22 protein-coding genes and 1 other RNA gene are annotated in these 22061 nt (G+C 34.6%); 2 read left to right on the plus strand and 21 right to left on the minus strand.

Annotation, left to right across the window (positions count from 1 at the left end; all coding sequences use genetic code 11):
• Positions 1-19: 19 nt before the first annotated feature.
• From murA to GX308_04965, 14 genes are all read right to left on the minus strand, one after another.
• On the minus strand, positions 20-1273 hold the full coding sequence (murA, locus tag GX308_04900; GenBank protein NLK21413.1) for a UDP-N-acetylglucosamine 1-carboxyvinyltransferase: 1254 nt from the start codon (positions 1271-1273) through the stop codon (positions 20-22).
• Between the two features lie 116 nt (positions 1274-1389).
• Positions 1390-2523 carry a putative lipid II flippase FtsW gene (gene ftsW / locus GX308_04905; GenBank protein ID NLK21414.1) on the minus strand — a complete coding sequence of 378 codons (1134 nt, stop codon included), beginning with the start codon at positions 2521-2523 and terminating at the stop codon, positions 1390-1392.
• A gap of 5 nt (positions 2524-2528) precedes the next feature.
• Positions 2529-3899 (minus strand): UDP-N-acetylmuramoyl-L-alanine--D-glutamate ligase, encoded by a 1371-nt coding sequence (locus GX308_04910; protein NLK21415.1) that lies wholly within the window; start codon positions 3897-3899, stop codon positions 2529-2531.
• 29 nt (positions 3900-3928) lie between these two features.
• A complete protein-coding gene (locus GX308_04915) occupies positions 3929-4891 on the minus strand; it encodes a phospho-N-acetylmuramoyl-pentapeptide-transferase (GenBank protein NLK21416.1) in 963 nt (320 codons plus the stop codon).
• A 4-nt stretch (positions 4892-4895) separates the two neighbouring features.
• On the minus strand, positions 4896-6296 hold the full coding sequence (locus GX308_04920) for a UDP-N-acetylmuramoyl-tripeptide--D-alanyl-D-alanine ligase (GenBank protein NLK21417.1): 1401 nt from the start codon (positions 6294-6296) through the stop codon (positions 4896-4898).
• The gene (locus tag GX308_04925) at positions 6274-7749 is read right to left on the minus strand and encodes a UDP-N-acetylmuramoyl-L-alanyl-D-glutamate--2,6-diaminopimelate ligase (GenBank protein ID NLK21418.1); all 1476 of its coding nucleotides are present in this window, start codon (positions 7747-7749) and stop codon (positions 6274-6276) included. The genes GX308_04920 and GX308_04925 overlap by 23 nt, the downstream gene beginning before the upstream one ends.
• Before the next feature lie 101 nt (positions 7750-7850).
• Positions 7851-9800, minus strand: coding sequence for a PASTA domain-containing protein (locus tag GX308_04930; GenBank protein ID NLK21419.1), 1950 nt, complete (start codon positions 9798-9800; stop codon positions 7851-7853).
• Positions 9801-9876: 76 nt separating this feature from the next.
• Positions 9877-11877, minus strand: coding sequence for a PASTA domain-containing protein (locus tag GX308_04935; protein ID NLK21420.1), 2001 nt, complete (start codon positions 11875-11877; stop codon positions 9877-9879).
• Between the two features lie 4 nt (positions 11878-11881).
• Entirely contained in the window at positions 11882-12421 is a 540-nt protein-coding gene (locus tag GX308_04940) for a hypothetical protein (protein ID NLK21421.1), read from the minus strand.
• Positions 12422-12437: 16 nt separating this feature from the next.
• Entirely contained in the window at positions 12438-13373 is a 936-nt protein-coding gene (rsmH, locus tag GX308_04945; protein ID NLK21422.1) for a 16S rRNA (cytosine(1402)-N(4))-methyltransferase RsmH, read from the minus strand.
• An 18-nt stretch (positions 13374-13391) separates the two neighbouring features.
• Positions 13392-13823, minus strand: a complete 432-nt coding sequence (gene mraZ / locus GX308_04950) for a division/cell wall cluster transcriptional repressor MraZ (protein ID NLK21423.1) — start codon at positions 13821-13823, stop codon at positions 13392-13394.
• Between the two features lie 163 nt (positions 13824-13986).
• Positions 13987-14151 (minus strand): Spo0E family sporulation regulatory protein-aspartic acid phosphatase, encoded by a 165-nt coding sequence (locus GX308_04955; GenBank protein NLK21424.1) that lies wholly within the window; start codon positions 14149-14151, stop codon positions 13987-13989.
• A gap of 124 nt (positions 14152-14275) precedes the next feature.
• Entirely contained in the window at positions 14276-15142 is an 867-nt protein-coding gene (locus GX308_04960) for a prolipoprotein diacylglyceryl transferase (GenBank protein NLK21425.1), read from the minus strand.
• Positions 15143-15232: 90 nt separating this feature from the next.
• Positions 15233-15760: a YhcN/YlaJ family sporulation lipoprotein gene (locus tag GX308_04965; protein NLK21426.1), complete on the minus strand. Its 528-nt coding sequence runs from the start codon at positions 15758-15760 to the stop codon at positions 15233-15235.
• Between the two features lie 224 nt (positions 15761-15984).
• On the opposite strand from GX308_04965, the gene GX308_04970 reads away from it, so the two are divergent.
• Entirely contained in the window at positions 15985-16167 is a 183-nt protein-coding gene (locus tag GX308_04970) for a hypothetical protein (GenBank protein NLK21427.1), read from the plus strand.
• 132 nt (positions 16168-16299) lie between these two features.
• On the plus strand, positions 16300-17397 hold the full coding sequence (ychF, locus tag GX308_04975) for a redox-regulated ATPase YchF (protein ID NLK21428.1): 1098 nt from the start codon (positions 16300-16302) through the stop codon (positions 17395-17397).
• Positions 17398-17422: 25 nt separating this feature from the next.
• Here ychF and GX308_04980 read toward each other — a convergent pair whose 3' ends face one another.
• The 7 genes from GX308_04980 to GX308_05010 all read right to left on the minus strand — a co-directional run bounded on the left by GX308_04980 (position 17423) and on the right by GX308_05010 (position 22034).
• A complete protein-coding gene (locus tag GX308_04980; protein NLK21429.1) occupies positions 17423-17827 on the minus strand; it encodes a sporulation protein in 405 nt (134 codons plus the stop codon).
• Positions 17802-18674, minus strand: coding sequence for a DUF2953 domain-containing protein (locus GX308_04985; GenBank protein ID NLK21430.1), 873 nt, complete (start codon positions 18672-18674; stop codon positions 17802-17804). The genes GX308_04980 and GX308_04985 overlap by 26 nt, the downstream gene beginning before the upstream one ends.
• A 10-nt stretch (positions 18675-18684) precedes the next feature.
• Positions 18685-18996 carry a hypothetical protein gene (locus GX308_04990; protein NLK21431.1) on the minus strand — a complete coding sequence of 104 codons (312 nt, stop codon included), beginning with the start codon at positions 18994-18996 and terminating at the stop codon, positions 18685-18687.
• A gap of 106 nt (positions 18997-19102) precedes the next feature.
• The gene (locus tag GX308_04995; GenBank protein NLK21432.1) at positions 19103-19273 is read right to left on the minus strand and encodes a hypothetical protein; all 171 of its coding nucleotides are present in this window, start codon (positions 19271-19273) and stop codon (positions 19103-19105) included.
• A 106-nt stretch (positions 19274-19379) separates the two neighbouring features.
• Positions 19380-19811 (minus strand): DMT family transporter, encoded by a 432-nt coding sequence (locus GX308_05000; protein NLK21433.1) that lies wholly within the window; start codon positions 19809-19811, stop codon positions 19380-19382.
• A gap of 125 nt (positions 19812-19936) precedes the next feature.
• Positions 19937-20296: RNase P RNA component class A (gene rnpB, locus GX308_05005), an RNA gene on the minus strand.
• 64 nt (positions 20297-20360) lie between these two features.
• A complete protein-coding gene (locus tag GX308_05010; protein ID NLK21434.1) occupies positions 20361-22034 on the minus strand; it encodes a nucleoside kinase in 1674 nt (557 codons plus the stop codon).
• Positions 22035-22061 lie beyond the last annotated feature (27 nt).

Raw genomic sequence — 22061 nt, forward strand, 5'->3', positions numbered from 1 at the left:
TTCACCCTTGTATTTTAATCTAAAAGCTTTTTTGTATTTTCGCCCCTAGTGAATTTAAATCCTTATCTATTTGCTCATATCCCCTAATGATATGCTTAGCACCTTCAACTACCGTAATCCCTTCTGAAATAAGACCCGCTATAATTAATGCAGCCCCACCTCTTAAATCCTTAGCACATACGGTAGTTCCCGTAAGATCTTTAACACCCTTGATGATTGCTGTTCGCCCTTCTAAGGTTATATCTGCTCCCATTCTTATAAGTTCTTCCGCATGTTTATACCTTGATTCAAAAACAGTTTCTGTAATAATGCTTGTGCCCCTGGCAACTGTAAGTATAGCCATCATTTGGGCCTGCATATCTGTTGGAAATCCGGGATATGGCTGGGTACGGATAATATCTAAACTTTTTAATTGTTTTGGTGCCTTCAAATATATGCTATCTTTTTCTTCTATAATCCTACATCCAATTTCTCTTAATTTGGACGTAATCGCTTGGATATGGTTGGCGTCAACGTTTGTAAGCTGAACCTCTCCACCGGTAATTGCCGCTGCCGCAAGATAGGTCCCTACTACAATTCTATCGGGAATAACCTTATGCTCTACCTTTTTTAAGGACTTTATCCCTTCAATGTAAATTACATCGGTTGATGCTCCTGATACCTTAGCGCCCATACCGTTTAAAAAATTTTGCAAATCCTTGATTTCTGGTTCCTTTGCAGCATTATAAATAGTTGTTGTTCCTTCAGCTAAGACAGCCGCTAACATAATATTTTCAGTTGCTCCCACGCTAGGAAAATCCAAATGAATTTTGGAGCCAACTAATTTTGGAGCTTCACAAATAATAAAACCATGTTCTTCTTTAATTTGAACTCCTAGTTTTTTTAATGCCTTTAGGTGTAAATCGATGGGTCTAGGGCCTAATGGGCACCCACCAGGATATGAAATAACAATTTTTTTGCATCTTCCCAGAATAGAACCAAGTAAAACAATAGAAGAACGCATTTCCCTAACCAAATCTTCGGGAACTTCATAAGAGGAAATTGTTGTAGAATCAACGATTAAGGTTTTATCATCCCATCTTACATTGCACCCAATACTTTCAAGAATGCGAATCATGGTAAACACATCCAGTATTTGAGGACAGTCCTGTATATAACTAATATCCCCATTTAAAACGGTTGCAGCAATAATAGGAAGAACCGCGTTTTTCCCTCCTTGGACGCGGAGCCTTCCCTCTAACCGTCTTCCACCATCTATATAAAATTTGCCCATAAAGAAAGACACCTCCTGAAACTGTCAGGTAAGCCTATATATAAATATAGTATGCATAAGATTAGAAATTGTGACTGAGAGTAAGCATTCTATCAAGCTTCAGGAGAAAAGGGTTATTATTTATTTAATTTAGAATATCTAGATATATTGAGTAATATACCCATAGCCGCCATAGTAAATAATAAGGAAGAGCCTCCGTAGCTTATAAAGGGAAGGGGCATTCCTGTTGTCGGTATGGTTTTGGTAATAACTGCAACATTAATTAATACTTGTATTCCTATCATACATACTATACCTATGGAAACTAAGGAGCCGAATAAATCAGGAGCATTCATGGAAACTTTAATTCCTCTCCAGATTAAAACTAAAAATAAGGACAACAATACTGCTGCTCCTATAAGACCTAGTTCCTCACAAACAATTGCAAATATTATATCATTATGGGCTTCAGGTATAAACCCAAGCTTTTGCCGACTTTCCCCTAATCCTAGACCAAATAACCCCCCCGAACCCACAGCATATAGGGATTGAATAGGCTGATAGCCTTTTCCCGTAGGGTCAATCCAAGGATCCTTCCAAATTTGTATTCTACTTAATCTATAGGCAAATTGAGGGAGCATAACAGCAACTGCACCAAATGCAGCAACCGGTATAGCAAATACAAAAAAGTACCAAACCTTGGGACTGGCAACAAAGAGCATAGCTACTCCTATGAACAAAACCACAATGGCAGTACTTAAGTTTGCAATACCAATCAAAACCACAGGAACTGCAATAAAGATAAGATAAAATAAAAGTCCCGTAAACTTTTTTAGCTTATTATGATTGTAAACTATTAGAAATGCTAAAAAGAATATAAGGGTGAGTTTTGCAAGCTCAGATGGCTGAAACCCTACAGTTCCAAATCCAAACCATCTTTTTTGTCCCTTAACTTCCTTACCTAAAAACAATACCAATACCAAAAGAACTTGGGAAATAAGATATAAAGGTACTGCCCATATTTTTAAGTTCTTATAATCATAGTTCATCATAAAAATCATGGCACAAAATCCAATCATAGACCATAATATTTGTCTTTTTAGAAAGTGGTACATATCATTATAATTATTTAAGGCATAGTAATAACTGGAGCTAAAAATCATTATTACCCCAAATAGAACCAGCAAACATACCGTAAATAAAATGGTGAAGTCACATTGAGTTCTTTTTATTTTTTTTCTTTGGTGTTTTTTGGATGCCGCAATATCCACTATATTCACCCTCTCAAGGCATAAACCGCCTGCTTAAATAAATTACCTCTTTCCTCATAACTTTCAAACATATCCCAACTGGCACAAGCAGGAGAAAGTAAAACATTATCCCCCTCAACTGCCAAATTCTTAGCTAAAACCACTGCCTCCCCTATGGAAGATACCCTCTTGATACTATAAAAGCCTTTTTCATTAGCGGTGCGAATAATTTTATCAGAAGTTTCCCCTAGAACGATTAAGGTTTTAACCTTATCCCCAAACTCATCTATCCATTGGGAAAAATCAGCTCCTTTATCCATTCCCCCTCCGATTAAAACAGTAGGAACTTTCATAGACCTAATGCCAGTAATGGCAGCATCCACATTGGTCGCCTTAGAATCGTTATAATATTCTACCCCATCTATCTTATCCACATATTCAATTCTATGCTCTACGCCTTTAAATTTTGTGAGAACTTCCTTAATCATTTTAACAGGTACCCCAATACAGCTGGCAATTGCCACCGCTGCTAAAGTATTCTCAATATTGTGATTTCCAAATATTCGCATTTCATCAATATCACAAATAGCTGTATCCTCACCAAAAAGTTTCAACCATATTTTATTATCTTTTAAAAATACCCCTGTATTTAATTCCTTTTTTCTACTAAAGGATACCACCATTGCCTTTGACTTGCTTTTCATTTTCTTGCATATTTCATCATCTTCATTAAGTATACAAAAATCACTTTGATCTTGGTTTTCAAAAATTCTTTCCTTTGTAGCGATATAATTTTCGAATGTCTTATGTCTATTTAAGTGATCAGGAGTAATATTTAATACTGCACTTATCTTGGGTTTAAATCTATGTATTGTTTCTAATTGAAAACTACTGATTTCCGCGACAACATAGCTTTCTCTTTTGATATTTCCTACCTGCTCAGTAAATGGAGTACCGATATTACCCACAATAAATGCATGGGAATTATATCTTTTCATAATCTCCCCTACCAGTGTTGTTGTGGTCGTTTTTCCATTGGTACCTGTAATAGCAATGATTGGGGCAGGACATAGGGAATATGCAAGTTCTACTTCCGACCATATGGGTATGTTAAGTTTTTCTGCCTCTTTTATAAATTTTAAATCCGTAGGCACCCCAGGACTTAATATAATTAAATCTTGGCAATGTATGATTTCTGTGGGATCTTCCCCAAGTATCATTTCTATTCCCATTTGCTCTAATACTTTTATCTCACCTTCTAAAGTAGTAATCAATTGGTCTTTCGTTTTCATATCTTGAATTTTTACCCTTGCTCCTAATCTTCGACATAGCTTAGCTGAATTTATTCCACTTCTTGCCATACCGATAATGAGTATTTTTTTCTTCTGCCATATCATACTGCTATTCCTCCACTTTATGAAATTACTTAAATCCCCAAGCCCAAAAGTCCTACTAGGCACATAATTGCCGTAGTAATACAAAAGACAGAAACTACTTTAGTTTCACTCCACCCAGATAATTCAAAATGATGATGAATAGGGGCCATTTTAAAAATCCGCTCCCGAGTCATTTTAAAATAACCTACTTGCAGCATTACTGAAATAGCTTCTATCAAATATATGATTCCAACAATAGCAATAAATATAGGTATTTTAAGGATAAACGCCGTAGCTACGACAAATCCCCCTAATGCTAAGGAGCCCGTATCCCCCATAAAAACTTTTGCGGGATGGGAATTAAAAAGTAAGAATCCAAGTAAACTCCCAACAACTGCAGCCCCTATAGGCAAAATGCTACTGTTTTCTCCCCAGCTTACAATGGTAAAAAAAGTGGCAATTAATACTGTAACACTAGAAGCTAAACCATCTAAACCATCGGTCAAATTCACTCCATTTACCGTACCTAACATAGTAACAACTAAAAAAGGTATAAACCACCATATACCAAGCTCCATTTCCTTCCCCCCCGAAAAGGGGATAAGGGTTTTTGTTCCAATACCTGATATATATAAAATATAGTATGCAAAGCTCCCTGTTATAATGAGTTGCGCTATTATTTTTTGGTATGCCCTTAGACCTAAAGATCGTTTCATAACTACTTTAATGAAATCATCTATAAATCCAATAACGCCGAATCCTAAGGTAACTAGTAGAACCGCTATTCCATCTGTATTACCCTTTATAAATAGTAAAGAAGTAAGTAAAATACTTATAAGAATTATTATTCCACCCATGGTCGGGGTTCCTGCTTTTTTAAAATGGCTTTTTGGCCCGTCATCCCTTACATACTGTCCAAGTTTTAGTCTGCTTAAAAAGGGAATCAAAATGGGGCTTAATATCAAATTAATCAAAAATGAAATAAGTGCCGCATATATTGCTCCTTTATCCATAATGTTACTTCACCTCTTTTAGTTTTTCTACCGTTTCCTCTAGATGTATTCCTCTTGATGCCTTAAACAATACCATATCCTGATAGGCAATAAAGTCTTCTAGGTATCTCCAAAGTTCCTGCTGAGTTGAAAACATTTTTACCTTATTATTACTCATACCATCATCAATAGCTCCACGGATAATATGTTTTGCCTCATTTCCTATACAAAATAAATAATCTATGTCCCTTTTGGCTACATATTTTCCTACTTCCTCATGGGCCTGGGATGAAAAGCTGCCCATTTCCAACATATCTCCTAATATAGCAATCTTTCTCTTTCCTTCATTTGATTCACTGAGTACATCAATAGCTGCTTTCATAGACTGTGGGCTTGCATTATAGGCATCATCAATAATATAAATTCCCTTTTTCGTTTTGGATATATCCATTCTCATTCCAGAAGCCTTATATTTAAGAAGGCCATTTATTATTTCCTGTATGGTTAATCCCAATTTAAGCCCAATAGCAAAAGCAACAAGAGCATTATAAACCATATGTTTCCCTGGAGAGGGTATATGTATTGGAATTTCTTGATTATCAAAAACAACTACCGCATCTATCCCGGTTATTCCTTTTTGATGTATATCTTTTGCATAAATATTGTTATGGGTTCCTAATCCAAAATATATTGTATTAAAGGGGCTTTTACTATTTAGATTTATAAGTAAATTATCGTCCCCATTAAGTACTGCTATACCTTCTTTTGGAACATAATCAAATATTTCACTTTTAGCTTTTAAAATTCCTTCTCTGCTGCCCAAATTTTCAATATGAGACACACCTATGTTTGTAATGATTGCTATATCAGGCTTTGCAATCCTGCTAAGATTATGAATTTCTCCAAAATGATTCATACCCATTTCAATGATTGCTGCTTCATGATGTCCATTTAATCTAAAAACTGTTAAAGGTACCCCTATTTCATTGTTAAAATTCCCTTGAGTCTTTAATATGTTATAGCGTTCACCAATTACGGATGCAATCATATCCTTTGTACTAGTCTTTCCAACACTTCCTGTTATAGCAATAACCGGAATAGGAAAAAGCGAACGATAAAATGCCGCTAAATCCATCAGGGCTTCTTTGGTATCTTCTACTACTATTAATCCTTTATCATTTGGAACTATTACATCCTCCCTGTTGCTGATACAAATTTTGGCCCCCTTATCAAATGCCTGTGGAATAAAATTATGTCCATCGAATTTTTCACCTGAAAGGGCAACAAACAAATCCCCTTCTGAAATTTTTCTTGTATCCGTAGCTATCTCCTTTATAATTATATCCCCAGCATTTTCTAGATTATCATTTAAAATCAGCCTACCATTTACTGCAGTAACAATCTCACTTAATTTTATTGCAACCATATGAATTATCCTCCTGAAGAATTGCTCTTACCTCTTCGGCGTCGTCAAAATGATGAACTTTATCTTTGATAATTTGATAGTTTTCATGGCCTTTTCCTGCGATTAATACTATATCATTTTCACTTGCATTATGGATTGCTTTTTTAATTGCTTTTTTCCTATCTGCTATCTTTTCATAAGGGCAATCCGTTTCCCTTATACCCTCTTCTATCTCATTGATTATTGCTTCTGGTTCTTCAGATCTTGGGTTATCGGAGGTAATAATGCAATAATCAGAGTAAATCCCTGCTATTTTCCCCATAATGGGTCGCTTACTTTTATCCCTATCTCCTCCGCAGCCGAATACGGTTATAATTTTCCTTTTTGCAAACTCTCTAATGGATTTAAGTACATTTTCTAATCCGTCTGGGGCATGGGCATAATCTACTATTATGCTAAAGCCTGAATTGCTTTGTATGGTTTGAACCCGCCCTGGGACTCCCTTCATGTTTTCCAGAGCAGTTTTAATCACCATTACAGGAATTCCTAAATAATAAGCAGAAGCAATGGCTCCTAGAGCATTATATATATTAAATCTTCCAATGGTATTTAGTTTAAATCTAATAGCTTCATTATCAATGTTAACTGTAAACTGAATTCCCCTAGAGCTCATCTGAATATCATAGGCCCTAAAATCTACTTCCTTTTCAATTCCAAAAGTTATAATCTTACAATTTGATTGCCTTATAATTTCTTCGGCATGGGGATCATCCCTATTAATAATTCCGTATTTACACTTTTTGAAAAGTTTCCCCTTGGCATTTCTATAGTTTTCCATGGTTTTATGGAAATCCAGGTGATCTAAGGTAAGATTTGTAAAGATTCCTACTTCAAAATTACAAGCAGCTACCCTATCCAATTCAAGAGCGTGGGATGAAACCTCCATTATAATGTGGGTTGCATCTTCTTTATTCATTTGAGAGAACAAGGACTGCAAATCTAAGGATTCTGGTGTTGTCCTTTCTGCTTCGACAGCCCTTTCCCCGATTCGGTTTTCGATGGTTCCAATAATTCCAACCTTATAATTGTGTTCTTCTAATATTTTCCCGATTAAAAACGTCGTGGTGGTTTTACCGTTGGTTCCTGTAACCCCTATTAATTGAATATTATTTGTGGGATATTTATAAAATGCTGCTCCAATGTAAGACATTGCTTTTCTTGTATTGCTTACTTTAATAACCGTAATATCCCTTGGGATGTCTTTAACTTCCTTTTGGACTATAAGGGCTACTGCCCCCCTTTTAATAGAATCAAACGCATAATTATGCCCATCCACCTTGAATCCCTTAATACAAATAAAGAGAGTATCCCCTCCCACTTGTCTTGAATCATAGGCGATGGAACCTATTTCAACATCAGCATTTCCTTGCAGTATTTCATAATCTATATCCTGTAATAAGTCTTTAAGCCTCATATTATCCTCCTAGTTCTTAGGAATTATTACCGCATTATTATAACATACTGATTTATAAAGAACCAACAACAAACACCATTTTTATAGGAAGCAGAAATAAATTACTCACTGGTATAAATAATTACTTTACTCTTTGGATTAACTTCTTCCCCTACAAGTGGGAATTGGTCTTTTATTTTTTTGCCATTTCCTATTAATTCATTGCCTAGATTAATCTTTTTCAATTCCTTTACTGCTTCATTGACTTCTTTATTTATAAGATTAGGTACAATGACCTTTTCTATTTCATCCATTTTTAATTCTTTTTCTGTGTATTTTGCTTCAATATTTAAATAAGGAAGTATATTTTCTAAAACTTCCTTCATAACAGGTCCCGCCACTGTCCCTCCATAGTAGATGCCCTGGGGTTCGTCTATAATTATCAATGCCATAACCTGCGGATTTTCTGCGGGAGCAAAGGCAAGAAAGGATGCGATATACTTTTTACTGCTTCTGGGTAATTTTTCTGAAGTGGCAGTTTTACCACCTATGCGAAAACCTGGAATGTAGGTTTTGTTTCCTGTTCCTTCTGCAACTACACTTTCTAATATCTTTTTCATAGTTTCAGAGGTTTCCTTAGATATTACTTGTTTCCCTTTTTCAAATGAAATTTCTTTAATCACTTTTCCTTCTTCATCTATAATTTTAGATGCAAAATGGGGGGTTATAAGATATCCTCCGTTGACTGCTGCAGAAGATGCTCTTAGAAGTTGCAGCGGTGTTATCTGAAATGACTGTCCAAAAGACATTGTAGCAAGTTCCACGGGACCTATTTTCTTTAAATCATGCATAATGCCTACTGCTTCCCCTGGCACATCTATCCCCGTTTTTTCATTAAAACCAAATAACTTCATGTATTGATAAAATTTCTTAGCACCCACTCTTTCTGCTGTTACCATAAAAACAGGGTTGCAGGAATTTTGTACCCCTTGAAGAAATGTCTCTGATCCATGGGCCCTTGGATATCTCCAACACTTAATCATTCTCCCACCCACAGTATGATAACCCTTGCAATGAAAAGGTGAATTTATATCTATTACTTTTTCCTCCAGCCCCATAGTTGAGGTCATAATTTTAAAGGTGGAACCTGGCTCATATGTATCATTGATGGCGAAATTACGCCACATTGTGTTTAATTTCTTATATTGATCTTCAGTATTTAGGTGGTCCCATATTTCATTTAACGATGGATCATTAATAGTAAAAGGTTCGTTTAAGTCATAATCCGGTTTATTTGCCATGGCATATATTTCACCATTTTGTGGATTTAAAATTATTATACTTCCCCTTTTTGCACTTTTTGCCTTTACTGCTTTATCTAAGGCTTGCTCCGCATACTGCTGGATGGTTAAATCAATGGTGGTTACTAAATGGTTACCTGGAACAGGTTCTATCCTTTTTTCGGAGCTGCCTTCTATTTTTCTTCCCTTTCCATCGGTTTCCATTAGAATTTTTCCGGGGCTACCTTTTAAATATTCATCATATTTCACTTCTAATCCTATAATACCCTGATTATCTTTTCCGACAAATCCTATGACATGAGAGGCTAGGTTACTATAAGGATAATATCTTTTAGAGTCTTCATCTATTTTTACCCCAGGCAGATTTAACTTTCTTATTTCATCGGCTACTTCTTTATCGACTTTTGATTGAATCCTTTCAAGGGCAAGTACCTTTGCAACCTTTTTCCTTACAAATTCATACTCCAAATCAAGCTTCTTAGAAAGTACCCTAGAAACTTCTTCTTCATCTTCAATCTGTGCATGGATTACCCCTATGGTAGTCACCGTAGCACTTTTTGCCAGCTCTATTCCGTTTCTATCATAGATGGTGCCCCTTTGGGGGGATATAAGCCTGTCTCTTGTATGTTGTTCATAGGCTAATTCCTGAAGAAAATCCCCCTCCGCAATCTGTAAATAGGCTATTCTAAGTATCAATCCTATGATTGATATTGTAAATACGAACAAAAAAAATAATAGTTTCTGCTTCATTTTTACGGTCGGCTTAATCATATTATTCCCCCATAATTGTATAGACTATTATTATCATTCTATTTCAATCATGGGGGCATTATTCTATCTTTTGTGCTTATTCTGTGATTTCATGGTCTATCTTCTCTTCTGTATTTTCCTCATTGCTTTCTGAAAGATATAATTTAATGGTTGTACCTTGTGGAAGCATTGTTCCCGGTTTGGGGAACTGCTCCTTTATGATATTTCCTATACCAATGCCTTCATAGCTTAGTCCCTTAATAGTAAGGTCCATATCCACCTCTAAAAGGTTTAATCCTTTATAATCTGGCAATTCCACATTTGATGTTTTTTCAATTTCTTCCGTTGTAGAAGGTTCTATTCCCATATAAGGCAAAACATTTTGGAATATTTCCTTGGCTACAGGAGCTGCTGTTCCACTTCCTTCAGAATAATATTTTGTTTCATCTAAAAGCACCAGCACAATAATCTGTGGGTTTTCTACAGGGGCATATCCAATAAAAGAAAGGACATATTTCCCTTCTTCCCTAGGTAACTTTTCCGCCGTTCCCGTTTTTCCACCAATCCTATATCCTTCTACCTTTGCCTTTTTACCTGTCCCACCATCAACGACAGATTCTAAATAGTTTCTGAGCACTTGGGAACTTTCCTTAGAGATAACTTTCCTTTTTAGAATAGGGGTTGTTTCGTTTATTGCGCTGCCATCCTCAGAAACAATTTGCTTAACAATATATGGCTGCATTAAATTTCCCCCATTTATAACAGCTGCAAATCCATTGAGCATTTGGATAGGGGTTACGTTAAAGGATTGACCAAAAGAACTGGTAGCTAATTCTACCGGTCTTAAGCCATCCAGATTATGCAAAATTCCCAGGGCTTCTCCCGGCAAATCAATTCCTGTTAATTCTCCAAAGCCAAACAACTTTTGGTAATGATAAAAAATATCCGGTCCCATTTTTTCTGCAATATCCATCATGGCAATATTACAGGAATTAGCCAAAACTTCTTCTAGGGTCTGTACCCCGTGCCCAGATGTCTTCCAACATCCTATATTCCGCCCGTATACATTTTTATGCCCCAAACATTCAAAGGTGTCATTTATCGAGATTATATTTTCTTCTAAGGCAGCTGCAAGTACCAAAGGCTTAAATGTGGAGCCCGGTTCATATGTATCGCTTACGTTGTAATTTCGCCAAATCTTATTTAATCTTTCTAACTTTTGTTTATCATTTAAATCTTTCCAATCCTTATTTCCATCATATTCACTTAGGTCATTATATTTATTAGGATTGTAGGCTGGATATGCAGTCATTGCCAGTATCTCACCGGTATTAGGATTCATAACAATCACTGAAGCATTCTTAGGCTGATGCTCATGAATCGCCTTTTCCAAAGCTGTTTCTGCAAAATGCTGGATTGTTTCATCTATGGTTAGTACAATTGTATTTCCCTGTTTAGCAGGGATATTTTCTTCCGTAATGTACTTACCTTCCTTTAGCATGGGAAATACCCGACCGGGGATTCCATTAAGCCGTTGATCATATTGTTGCTCTATACCATATTGGGCTTCTTTATTCCTATTAACAAATCCCAGTATATGAGAAGCCGATTCGTTTTTTAAATAATTTCTAACCGAATCCTCTTCTAACCACACCCCTTTTAATTCTTCCTCTTTAATCTTTTGCGCCATATCGACTTTTATTTGCTTGGCAATCACTTCATACCTAGAATTTGGATTTTTTAATATTCTCTCATTTAGATTCTCAAAGGGTATGTTTAAGAGGTTTCCTATAGTTTCTAATATCTTCTTTCTTTCTTCTTCAGGGACCTGTTCAATCAATATGTTGGAATCTAATATAACATTGTATACAATTGTACTTAAAGCCAAATCATGATAATTCCTGTCAACAATAGAACCCCTATTGGGGTAAATAATTTGTTCTGTATTTAGTCTTTGTAATACAGCCTTTTCCTCATATACTGCTCCATCTACATATTTAATATATCCTATTCGATACATTAAAAATAGGATGGAGGATACAAAAAACAATAATATCCCAAAGTTTCTTCTTCTCATCTGCCGCATTAGTTTATTCATTTCTTCACTCTTTCCAGTTTAAGAAGTCAAAAAAGCTAGCAGCTACAAAGTCTTTATTTGTTGTTTCTTCCTCTAATTGCTTTATATTTTTTTCCGGCTGATAATAAGCTGTATAGCTTATTTTGGGAATGTTTATGTATACTATTTGATGGGGTGCAGGTTCTATCATTCCTAGGCCTTGTATTGCTTTTTCCTTAATAGCTGTAAGGTCAATACTTCCTGCTATTTCTGATTTTAAAAGGGCATTGGTATTTTTAATTTCTTTTAAATCTGATTTCATTGTATTGATTTCTTTTTGGTTAAAAGCAATGGATGCGTACTGTCCCATAAGAAATAAACATCCTATAAAAATCAAAAATACATTCCCTACCAACCTTAATCTATATGATACAGTCCTTTTAGCTTTTTGAATCTTTTCCTTTTTGGAATAATGGGTATATAATTCCCCATTATCCTCTTGCGCTAGGATATCATGTATATGGGTGTTGATTTTAGGTGCGGCGCTCCCAAATATATATTGTTCCTGATTGTACCTTCTTGACATTATAATTCCCCCAAAATTATAATTTTTTTAAAATCCTTAACTTTGCGCTTCTTGACCTAGGATTACATTCTATTTCTTCTTCCGTAGGTACAATAGGCTTTCTGGTAATTACTTTAACTTGTCCTTTTTTCCCACAAACACATATAGGAAATTCCGGCGGACAGGTACATGGATTTTCTAAATTTTTAAATGTTTGTTTAACAATCCTATCCTCTAAGGAATGGAATGTAATTATACAAAGTCTCCCATCAGGGGCCAGTACATCTATAATATCCTGTATGGATTGCTTTAAGATTTCCAATTCTTTATTTACCTCTATTCGTATTGCTTGAAAAGTTCTTTTAGCAGGATGAGGGCCATTTTTCCTAGCCCCTGCCGGTATGGCTTTTTTTATAATCTCCACCAATTGGTAGGTGGTTTCAATCGGCGTTTTGCTTCTTTCATCCAAAATAAATCTTGCTATTCTTTTCGCCCATCGTTCTTCACCAAAGTTTTTGATGATATTTTCCAAACCCGCTTCACTATATTCGTTAACCACTTCTTTTGCGGTAAGGGCTTTGTTTTGATTCATCCTCATATCCAAAGGAGCATCATGCATATATGAAAATCCCCTTTGTGGCTCATCTAACTGATAAGAAGAAACCCCTAAATCTAGAAGCATTCCGTTAATATAATCAATTTCTAGTTCTTCTACTATTCTCCTTATGTTTGAAAAATTATCATTAACTAAGGCAATGTTTTTGCCCTTATCTAATAGCTTTATCTTAGAGGCTCTAATTGCATCCATATCTTGGTCTATACCGATAAACCGCCCCTTATCATTTAACTTCTTACATATCTCTTCTGAATGACCTGCTCCACCCATTGTTCCATCAATGTAAATTCCGCTAGGGTCAATTTCTAATCCTTCTATACATTCATTTAATAGTACTGATACATGATGAAAATTCATCTTTTCACCTCATCATAGTTATATTCCTAATTCCTGCATGTTTTCAGCTAAATCATTGGCATCAAAATCTTCATCGTTGTTATATGCTTCCCAATTATCCTTACTCCATATTTCTACTCTGTTTGTGACACCAATGAATATAACGTCTTTTTCTAGTTTACAGTAACTTCTTAAATTATTAGGAATTAATATTCTTCCCTGCTTATCGATTGTACATTCTATGGCTCCTGCAAGAAAAAATCTAACAAACTTTCTAGCATTTGAATTAGTTAGCGGAAGGGCATTTAGTTTTTCTTCAAATACCTTCCATTCCAAATAGGGATACACAAAAAGGCAGTTATCCAATCCTTTTGTCACAACAAAAGTATCCCCTAGTTCATCCCTAAATTTAGATGGAACTATGAGACGTCCCTTAGCATCAATGGTATGTTGGTATTCTCCCATAAACATATATATCCCACCTTAGGGGGTATTCTACCACTTCCCCCCACTTTCAACCACTTTCTACCTCATATTGTAGTATGACAGGCTTTTTTTTTCAAGTATTTTTAGGAAAAAATAAAAGGAGATAGGAATTATTTCCTATCTCCAAGCAATAAAATTGCTTATAGCCTTATACTTTCAATTGTTTTGTGCGATAAGTTTGATCATAATATAGAACAATTAACTTGTCCAATTCTGTACTTAGTTTATAAATTTCTTGATAACTTTTATCCCCTACGATTAAATCATCTAATTTTTCCCGTAGAAGAGTAATTTCCCCATAAACATTATTCATTTTCTCACCCCGTTTTTATAATCCCCATAATAAAAAACTTAAAACTTTTATCTCTATTGTTCTAAAATTATTATAATACTTTATAAATGAAAAATCAACATATTTTTACACATTTTTCCCATTTCTATGTTTCTTTTGTATTTCTCCTCTTATATACAATCATTGATATTGAAATTAGGACTAATACAATCGATACAATTTGGGATATAGCAATCCCCGTATTTCCAACCATCAACTGATCAACCCTAATGCCCTCAATCCAAGTTCTTCCACAGCCATAGCCTACCAAGTACAGTAAAAATAATTCTCCATCAAATTTTTTCTTTTTCCTATACCATAGTAATAAAAGACAAACACCCAAATTCCATATTGATTCATATAAAAAAGTCGGATGTACTTGTATATATTCTACCCCTTCATATGTGTAGATATTATTAAGTATATTTTCTGTAAGGGGCTGTCCCATTACGTTTTGTTTCATTAAACGCATTGCAAATAAAGAATCGGTATATCGTCCAAACACCTCTTGATTAAAGAAATTCCCCCATCTTCCTATTGCCTGTCCCAATACTAGGCTTGGGGCAGCTGTATCTGCTAATAACCCAAATGATATGTTTTTCTTCTTTGTAAATATCCATGCCACAAGAATAGAGGCTAAAATCCCTCCATAAATAGCTAGACCACCTTCTCTAAAGGCAAAAATCTCTAAAAGATTGTCCTTATAATCGTCCCAAGAAAAAATAACATAGTATAATCTCGCTCCAATAATTGCAGCAATTATACTATACATCAAAAAATCAATGTAATCATCTGGGTTTTGATTTGTTTTCTTTGCTTCTCTTAGGGCAAGTAATAATCCACTTATAACTCCTAATCCTATAAGTACTCCATATCGATATATAGGAAATCCAAAAACTCTCAGGGCCACAGGGTCTAATTTGCTAATTTTAATCCCTAAATGTGGAAACCATACTTCCGGTGCCTTAACCATAATCTTCCCCCTTTTCTTTAGTCTACTTAATTATAGTTATTTTTTTCTAAAATGTAAAATATAATTCATGAAAAGCAAATTAAAATCATTTTATACAGTTGGGGTAACTCTTCTAATAATAGCTCCTAGTTCTTCTGATAGACCATTAATTGGCCTACCCTTATTTATGCCTTTTGATATGTCTATAATTCTTTCAACGATTTCCGGGGATGATGTAATGGATATATTTTTCAAGGAAGCATCCATTAAAAAAGTTTCCTTTTCAACTTTTTTCTTTATCTGATTAACTTGCTCTTCGCCGGTATTAGTCCCTAAGCTTAATCCTATTAATGCTGTATTACCTGTTATAACTACGGTTGTTTTTTCTACTTCCGGCAATCGTGCGATTTTTTCTGCAATGCGATTTGCTCTTTGGGTATTATATTCCATGTCAAAATAAGTATTAGTTCTTCTTTCAACTTCTTCAGGAGTATTATAAGGATTAGGATTATTAAACTCTTCTATAGAGCCTTTTGTTTTTATCATATCCTTACCAATGTAATTTTTTATATTAGTACATCCACTTAATACTAGTACAAACATAGCTATATAATTAAAAATATATTTATTTTTAGACATATTTCCACCTCCATCTGTAGTATTTGAAAATTCTAAGGTTTTTAAAGTAGAAAAGTATGCTCATTTCCCCATTCATTTCATCCCTTATCTATTAATAAAGCGAATAAAAACTATTATTAATAAAATACTAATAAAAAATGTTTTCTTTTTCTAAGGTTTGATTTATGATAAAATGATTTTAAAGTTCTATCTTTAATCAAAATATTAAATTAGGAGGAATAAATATGTACACCAAAGCCAAAAAGCGTCATTACAGAGTAGCACAAAAAGAGGTGGAACAATCCCCTGCTAAAGGCATTTTTATCGAAAATAATAAAAAACAGCAATACATTCTTTTTGCTGTAGGTATGTTTGTCTTTACCTTCATACAGGGATTTATTGTAGGATATCTGGTATCAAGGGATTAACAAAAAATGCACAATGATTTCATTGTGCATTTTTTATAGGATTGATTAAATCAAATCCTTTGGGTATAATGTAATTTTGAATTGGTTATACGTAAAAACCTCTTTAATTGAAAATGAAAGGAAGTATTGTTTATGAAGCTTGGTATTGTTGGTCTTCCTAATGTAGGAAAGAGCACATTATTTAATTCTCTTACAAAAGGAGGGGCAGAATCGGCTAACTATCCTTTCTGCACGATCGATCCTAATGTCGGCATTGTACCCGTTCCTGATGAGAGGCTGAACCCTTTAGATGAGATGTATCATGCAGAGAAAGTAACCCCTGCAGTTATTGAATTCGTAGATATTGCAGGACTTGTAAAAGGAGCAAGTAAGGGGGAAGGATTAGGCAATAAGTTTCTATCCCATATTCGTGAGGTAGATGCTATAGTTCATGTTGTCAGATGTTTTGATGATACGAATATTATCCATGTAGAAGGTTCCATAAATCCAATCCGTGATATTGAAACCATAAATTTGGAACTTGTTTTTTCTGACCTTGAAATCATAGAGCGCAGAATTCAAAAGACACAAAAAGCTGCTAAAGCCGATAAATCCCTTCAAAAAGAGCTAGAGATATTAGAATATCTAAAAAAAGAATTAGAAGATGGTAAATGTGCTAGGAGCATTGGTTTTGATTCTCAAGAAGAAAAGGACTTTGTGGCATCTCTTGATCTTTTAACCTATAAACCTGTGCTATATGCAGCTAATGTAACAGAGGATGATTTAATTTCAAATGGTAAGGACAACCCTTATGTACAGACCGTCCTTGATTATGCCAAAACAGAAAATTCTGAGGTCTTTGTTATTTGTGCAAAAATTGAAGAAGAGATAGCTGAACTAGATGATGATGAAAAGAAAGTATTTCTAGAAGACTTAGGAATCTATGATACCGGTCTTGAAAGACTCGTTGCAGCTAGTTATAAATTATTAGGTCTTATAAGTTATTTAACTGCCGGCCCAAAAGAAGTACGAGCTTGGACGATTATTAGGGGTACAAAAGCTCCCCAAGCAGCAGGTAAAATCCATTCCGATTTTGAGAGAGGTTTTATCCGAGCAGAAATTGTATCCTATAATGACCTAATGAAATGTGGAAATTATACAACAGCTAGGGAAAAAGGACTGGTAAGATTAGAAGGTAAAGAATATATAGTTCAAGATGGCGATATTATATTATTTCGTTTTAATGTATAAAAACAGGGGCAATAATGCCCCTGTTTTATTCTATTTCATCCATAACTTCTTTATATTCTCCCCCATCATCTTTACTCTTCTTATTTCCAAAATTAAATTTAGATAAAACCCCTGGAATCATATCGATGAGTTTATTAACACTATCTTGACTCTTAACATTAATAAGTTGGGTCGAGCCATCCTTTATTAGCAAAATAGCACTAGGAGTTATCTTAGCCCCTAATCCTCCCATTCCTGAATCCTTGTTTTCTCCCTTTTCCGTTTTACCCCCTGATGCTCCAGCTCCAACTCCAAAACTTACATCAACTAGCGGAATAATCATAGCATCCTCTACCTTCATAGGTTCTCCCACAACTGTTTTTGTTGATACAAAGTTTTCTAATTGTCCAAAAAGAGCTTCAAAGTTATTCTTCAAGTTCGATTCCATTATTATCTTCCTTTCGTTTTCTAAGGTATAGTTTTATAATATTCTTTATAGGTTTTTTAAGTAGGTACACTATAATATGCCCTATGATTACGCCTATTGAAAACTTCCCTTTACCTTTTATCTCTCCTATGAATATTTCCTTATCAAAATTTCCTTTAATATGTACACTGTTTCCAAAATACGGCTTTATTATTCCTATTAAGCCTAAAGTATATCCCGTATGGGAAGGGTCCTTGAAACCAAATTCCGCATGCAGATAAAAATCACGGGGCATAATATGAAGAATTAAATTCTTAATCAATTCATAAGTATGCGAAACAACCTCCTTTTTATGGGGATAGTCCATTAATTCTTTTATACCAAAACTATCTTTTTCCTCCACCTGCTCTTTTGCCTCTTCTATTGTATCTTCCTTAAATGCTTTAGCCGACTCATTTATTTTTTTGATAGGCTTTGCAATCTTTTTATGCTGAATCCTTCTAGTTTCTTTTTTTATGCCCTCTTTTTTTTCGCAATTTTCCTTGCTTTTATCTTTAGTTTTAGCATCTGATTCTTCGTCTACCTTAACAACATCCTTTATGGTATCTTTTTTTATTAAAGTTTTTCCAAATAAACGGAAAAGTTTTTTTGTCATCTTAGATTCTTTTACTACATAATGATAATACATTAGATTGATAAACCATGTTATTTTCAAGTCTACATCTGTATCTTTACTTCCTAAAATATGAATAGAGTATCTAACAGGAACAAACAAAATAATCAGTACTCCAAGGAGCAGTATCCCCAATACAATACCTAGTATAATTCCTATATATTTTAAAATAGATAGTAAAATCAACCATATTGACATTCAAATGCTCCTAATCTAATGCAAAAAATTCTCTAATCTTTAAAGGGTCCTTATACTCCTTATAAACACAAGCCATAATTTGCCTTGTTAATTCAAAAGCTTCGTCCCTACTGCTGGCAATGCCAATAATCTTATACTTTTCCTTAGAATAGATGTCTTTGATCATTTCCCTACTGCTTAATATCTCCATAAGATGATGGGGTTTATCCCCGACACAAAGACAATAAATATTCTTTAGGGGGAGATTATTTGCAATGGTTTTAAGGATTTTATCCTTATTCTTTATCGTTTCCCCAATATAACACCTTTTAGCAATAATCATACGCATTCCTCTTTCATTTGGGTAAACAGCTTATTTATATTAATCTTTGACCAATTCAAAATACATTATAACAAAAATAAAAAATAAAGTCACGATATTCGTGACTTTATTGCAAAGCTGCCTCTAATTTAGGTATATGTTCCCTAGGAAACAATCTTAAAAGCTGCATATATTGTTCTTGATTTAATCCCTGTGTAGATACATATATGTCAATCTTTTGTTCTACATCACCTTTTTGGAAACGTTGTTTCAACTGTTCAAACTGTTGTAGGTCCATGTGGAATACACTCCTTTAATAGATTTTCTCTCTTAGTATATACCACAATAAATAATCTATTCTATCGTATAATAAACAACTAATCTTTAAAATAAGCTCCTATAAACTAATCTGAAATAAAGTAAACCCCTAATAAAACTAGTACTGTTCCAAATATCTTACCCATACTCAATTTTTGATTTCTTAAAATAATAAAATCCATATAAAGGCTGCTTAAAATTTGTGCAGCAACTATCATGGTTAAGGTTATTGTCATTCCCAGCTTGGGTATAGCCTTGGTTACAAAATAAATTATAAATGCCCCAAATATCCCACCAATAAGATATTGTAGCTTAACATTAAATATTTTGGTATATTCCCTTAAGGTTCCACCGGTTATATTTATGAGAAGCATCACTATTAATCCCACCAACAAACTATGTAAACTTGCTATTTTAGGATTTACAGCCTTTCCTAATTGTGCATTAATATCCGCTTCTAAAGTAGTGAATATTCCTGCTGCTATGGCTAATATATATGGTATAATCTCATGAATCATCGTTAATCACCCCATATTCCTTACTTATGGGATTATATTAAATAAAATGCGTAATTATTACTAATCACTTAATAATATATATGAACAAAGAAAAACACCCACCAAAAGTGAATGTTTAATATATGTAAATGAGCAAATCTATAAGCCGAGTTCTGTATTAGACGGTCATCTATCTAGGCATATAGTTACCTATACACTCAAGCAACCTACCATGGAACGGGACGGGCAGCCCCATATGTTCTTTTATGTGGTTTTGCTCCAGGTGGGGTTTACATAGCCTCCCAAGTCGCCATGGGAGCGGTGAGCTCTTACTTCACCTTTCCATCCTTACTGCCTTATCAAAGATAAGGCTAGCGGTTTATTTCTGTTGCACTTTCCTTAGAGTCGCCTCCACTGGGGGTTACCCAGCACCCTGCCCTTTGGAGCTCGGACTTTCCTCAAGTACGACCTCACGGTGCTGTACTTGCGACCATCTGACTTACTCATTTTTTATTAAATTTGTCCTATTATATTATCATGATTACTTATGCTAGTCAAATACAATTTCTTCTAGTGAAAGCAACTTCCTCCAATAAATTCTCGTATAATAGAGTTTTGTGGTACCACTTCACTGCTTACCCCTAAGAAGTAATCTAAAAATTTAAACAACCGTTTTGCCTCCGAGTAATATTTGGATTTAGGATCTACCTTAAAAAGGAGAGGTTCTGCATATTGCTTTAATACTGCCAGTTCGTAGATTAGGGCTGAGTTAAACATAACATCCGCTTCTTCCTGATAAGGAAAGATATTTTTTTCTTCCCCTCTCCTAACAGAAGGCCACAGTTCCATAGTTCTTTCTGCATTAGTTCCACGATATTGATTATCCCTTATCATTCTTCTAAGAAGTCTAGTATCTGTCGTAGGAATTCTATTATGATCGTCCACATTCAACTGTGTTAAGGCGCTTATATAAATTTTAAACTTATTTTCTCTCGGGACATCCGCAGTTAGTTTTTCGTTAAGACCATGAATCCCTTCTATAATCAAAACATCGTTAACATCCATTTTAATCTTTCTACCTTTGTATTCTCTTTTCCCCGTCTTAAAATTAAAGGAAGGAATGCTAACGATTTCTCCATTTAGAAGGCTTGTTAGGTTTTCGTTAAAAAGCTTAACATCTATAGCCTCTAAAGCTTCAAAATCATACTCTCCATTTTCATCCCTTGGGGTATACTCCCTGTCCACAAAGTAATCGTCTATGGAAATAGCATGTGGACTCATACCATTTACTCTTAACTGGATAGAGAGCCTTTGGGCGAAAGTAGTTTTACCGGATGAGGAGGGTCCTGCTATTAAAATCACTCCTATTGAGTCTCTTTTTTCTGCAATCATATCGGCAATATGGGCAATTTTCTTTTCGTGGAGGGCTTCCGAAATCCTAATTAGTCCTCCTATTCCCTGTTCTGCTATCACATCATTTAATGCTCCAACGGTATCAACCCTCATAATCCTTCCCCAGGCTTTGTATTCCATGAAAACTTGGAATAATTTCGATAAAGGTTCATATTCTGAAAGCTTTTCCGGGGTTTTTATAGTTGGGAACTGTAGTATAAATCCAGGGGTATGGTTAATGAGTCTGAATATTTTTAGATACCCAGTACTAGGGACCATGTATCCATAAAAGTAATTTTTAAGTTCCCCTAATTGGTATAAGTTTACCATGGAAGACCTTCTGTATTTAAATAAATTTCTTTTATCATCCATACCGTTTTGCTCGAAAATTGTCATTGCCTGTTCTAGGGGAATGGACATTTTTTCGAAAGGAATATCTTGTTCTGCTATTTTCTTCATTTTATCTTCTATTTGGCCTAGTAATTCTTCAGATAAATTATCCATCCCCAGCAATTCGCAATAAAATCCATCTCCCATGGAATGGTGAATTATAACATTTTCATCCTTAAGTACCTGTCTTGCAGCATAGATTAATAGAAATGATAAACTCCTTTGATAAATTCTCATTCCATCTATAGTAGTTAAATCAATGAATTCGATATTACAGTCTTTGGTAATTTGGCTTCTTAATTCTTTAATTCTATTATCTATTTTTGCAGCAACAATTGTAGATTCATAATTATCTTGCATTTCCTTTGCAATTTCTTCTAACTTGATTCCCTTTTCATAATCTTTAGTTTCTCCATTTGGAAAGGTAATTCTAACTTTTGTTTGTTCACCGGTTAATTTCATAATCCTTTTCCTCCCATTATTTTAGAT

The sequence above is a fragment of the Candidatus Epulonipiscium sp. genome, assembly GCA_012519205.1.
Lineage (GTDB): Bacteria > Bacillota > Clostridia > Lachnospirales > Defluviitaleaceae > JAAYQR01.